The organism is Pedobacter sp. (genome assembly GCF_045628745.1).
Lineage (GTDB): Bacteria > Bacteroidota > Bacteroidia > Sphingobacteriales > Sphingobacteriaceae > Pedobacter.
Genome location: NZ_JAZQPU010000133.1, coordinates 1 through 2,675, shown reverse-complemented (window position 1 = coordinate 2,675; position 2,675 = coordinate 1). Strand labels below are relative to the sequence as shown.

Sequence of the window (2,675 nt, the reverse complement as noted above, 5' to 3'; positions counted from 1 at the left end):
GCAACAAGAAATCTTACCTGCTGATTTAAGAGTGGGTATTCCGGGGAAGTTTACCACCGCTAACTTTTTATTGGGCATTGCTCATCCGCAACTGACCAATAAACAAGAGCTTGTTTTTTCTGAAATTGAATCGGCCTTATTAAACGATCAGATCGATGTGGGCTTGATTATTCATGAAAACAGGTTTACCTATGGTGATAGAGGATTGCACAAGATTGTTGACCTGGGTAATTACTGGGAAAACTTAACAGGCTGTGCCATTCCATTAGGTGGTATTGTCATCAACAGAAAATTGCCCATAGATGTTCAGGAGAAATTCAACAGGATCTTAAGGAAATCTGTGGAGTATGCTTTTGCAAACCCTAAATCTGGTTTAGCTTTTATCAAAGCGCATGCACAGGAAATGGAAGAAGCCGTAATGTACAAACATATTGAGCTGTATGTGAACAAATATTCCATTGACCTGGGCCTTGAAGGCCGCAAAGCCATTGATACCTTGTTTTCTATGGCGCAATCAACAGGTATTATCCCTGAAATTGCAGAAAATATTTACGTTAACCAGGGCCATTAAATAAGGCCACCCGGCGTATTAATTACAGGGTCCGTCGGGTATTTCCTTGGTAATGCTAATTACTTTGGTCACCACCAGCGTGGAATCGAAATTTGCAGACACACTCAGGCTGTCAGATTTTACCACACGCCCCTCTACTTCTATATAAACAGGTACATAAGGCTTTTCAAAGTTCAGCTCATTATAGCTTAATTCAAGGGTTTTGGAACTATCTGCTACCCAATATTCTCTACCTTCTTCACAATCGGTATACGACTTGAGTTCAGGACCATAACTGTATAAACCTTTAATGATGCGAACATCGGTAGCTTCCTTATTGTTTTGATCACTATTACAGGCAATGGCTAAAGCGAAAACAATGGACAACAGGACTATATTTTTGATATTCTTCATGATTAGAGGTCTTGGTTAATATGATTTATTTTCTTTACACTGAGGTTTGCCGATAAGGCAGAGGCCACAAAAGAAAATAAAGTAACGGTAACAAATACGAGCAATAAATCCATCCATTTTATAGCAATAGGGTAAGCATTGGGCATCATCAGGGCTTCTTCAGACATCTTTACAAAACCATATTTCTGTTGCGCCAAACAAAATGCAAGGCCTATTAAAAGCCCAAATATACAGCCTGTCATGGTAATCATCATTCCCTCAAAGAGAAATATTCGTTTGATTAATGATTTCCCTGCACCCAGACTGTTCAAAATAGCAATATCTTTTAATTTATCCAAAACAAGCATCGTTAATGAGCCAATAATATTAAAAATTGCTATAATTAGAATAAAGGTGAGTATAATATAAACGGCCCATTTCTCTGTACCTAAAATATTATAAAGCACTTCATTTTGCTGCAGCCTGTCCTTTACAACAAAACCTATATCGATCTGTTTTTCTATATCCTTTTTAAGCAAATCTGCATCAATGCCTTTATTTACATTGATTTCAATATAGGAGACGTTACTTTCCTCATGAAGTAAAGTTCTGGCGAAGGACAGGGGCACGATGGTGATGTTATCGAAATCTTCCTGCACTTCAAAAATCCCTATCACCGGGATGGTGGAAACGGTAAATTCATCGGCCGGATTGATGGCACTGGCCTTAACCCCCTTTTTAGGCGAATAGATTTGCAATGGCGTCAGCGGATCGTTAGTGTTTATTCTCAGGTAATTCTGTATGGCAGAACCGATTACAGCATGCTGACCCATTTTATTTTCCAGCACAAACTGACCGTTAATGGTAATGGTATCCAAGTTAGGGTTTTTCAAATAATCGGCACTCACTCCTTTTATTAACCCAACAGATTGCCTGTCGCGGTACTTTAACAAAGCATTCTCGGCAAGCACCTCGGTGTATGAAAATATCCGGGGATCTTTTTTTAGCTGCAGCAAGGCCGAAATATTCGGGTCAAAGGTTTTCCCTTTTGCAGGTGCTATAACCAGGTGTGGCGTAAAAGTATTGTACATTTTGAGTACAACTTCTTCAAAGCCATTGAAAACGGAAAGAATGATAAACAACGCTGCACTGCCAACAAATACGCCCAATACAGATATTGTAGAGATGATATTAATCGCATTTGTGGACTTTTTAGCAAAAAGATACCTACGAGCAATATAAAACGGCGTATTCACGATACAGTAGCGCTTTAGGATAAGTTAGAAAAACGGATTATGTGCTTTTTCATTACCGATGAGGGTAAATTGGCCATGACCGGGATATACTTTACAATCTGCTGGTAAGGTAAATAATTTTTCCCTGATACTGTGCAGTAATTGTTCATGATTTCCACCGGGCAAATCTGTTCTGCCGATGCTGCCATAAAAGAGCACGTCACCACCAATAAGGATATTTTCGGATTTTGCGTAAAAGCACAAATGTGCTGGCGAATGCCCTGGTGCTAAAATAGTTTCCAGTTCACTGCTGCCAAATTTAATCACGTCGCCTTCTTCAATAAAAACTTCAGGCTCTGGCGATACATCATACCTGAAACCCATGGCAGGCGCATAACCAGGTATAGCATGAAGAACTGGTAATTCACCACGATGACACTGAGGCTTTAAGCCCCATTGCTCAAACACAAATTTATTGCCAAAAACATGATCAATAT

The 2,675-nt window shown here is 39.4% G+C and carries 4 protein-coding genes; 1 reads left to right on the top strand and 3 read right to left on the bottom strand.

Annotation, left to right across the window (positions count from 1 at the left end; all coding sequences use genetic code 11):
• Positions 1 to 571, top strand: a 571-nt coding sequence (locus tag ACR2F7_RS05500; protein ID WP_432712583.1) for an MqnA/MqnD/SBP family protein, incomplete at its 5' end; no start/stop codon positions are given.
• An 18-nt stretch (positions 572 to 589) separates the two neighbouring features.
• Here the strand turns inward: ACR2F7_RS05500 and ACR2F7_RS05495 are convergent.
• From ACR2F7_RS05495 to ACR2F7_RS05485, 3 genes are all read right to left on the bottom strand, one after another.
• A complete protein-coding gene (locus tag ACR2F7_RS05495; RefSeq protein WP_432712582.1) occupies positions 590 to 964 on the bottom strand; it encodes a hypothetical protein in 375 nt (124 codons plus the stop codon).
• Positions 965 to 966: 2 nt separating this feature from the next.
• Entirely contained in the window at positions 967 to 2,199 is a 1,233-nt protein-coding gene (locus ACR2F7_RS05490; RefSeq protein WP_432712581.1) for an FtsX-like permease family protein, read from the bottom strand.
• A 24-nt stretch (positions 2,200 to 2,223) separates the two neighbouring features.
• A partial coding sequence (locus ACR2F7_RS05485) for an MBL fold metallo-hydrolase (protein WP_432712580.1) occupies positions 2,224 to 2,675 on the bottom strand: 452 nt, incomplete at its 5' end.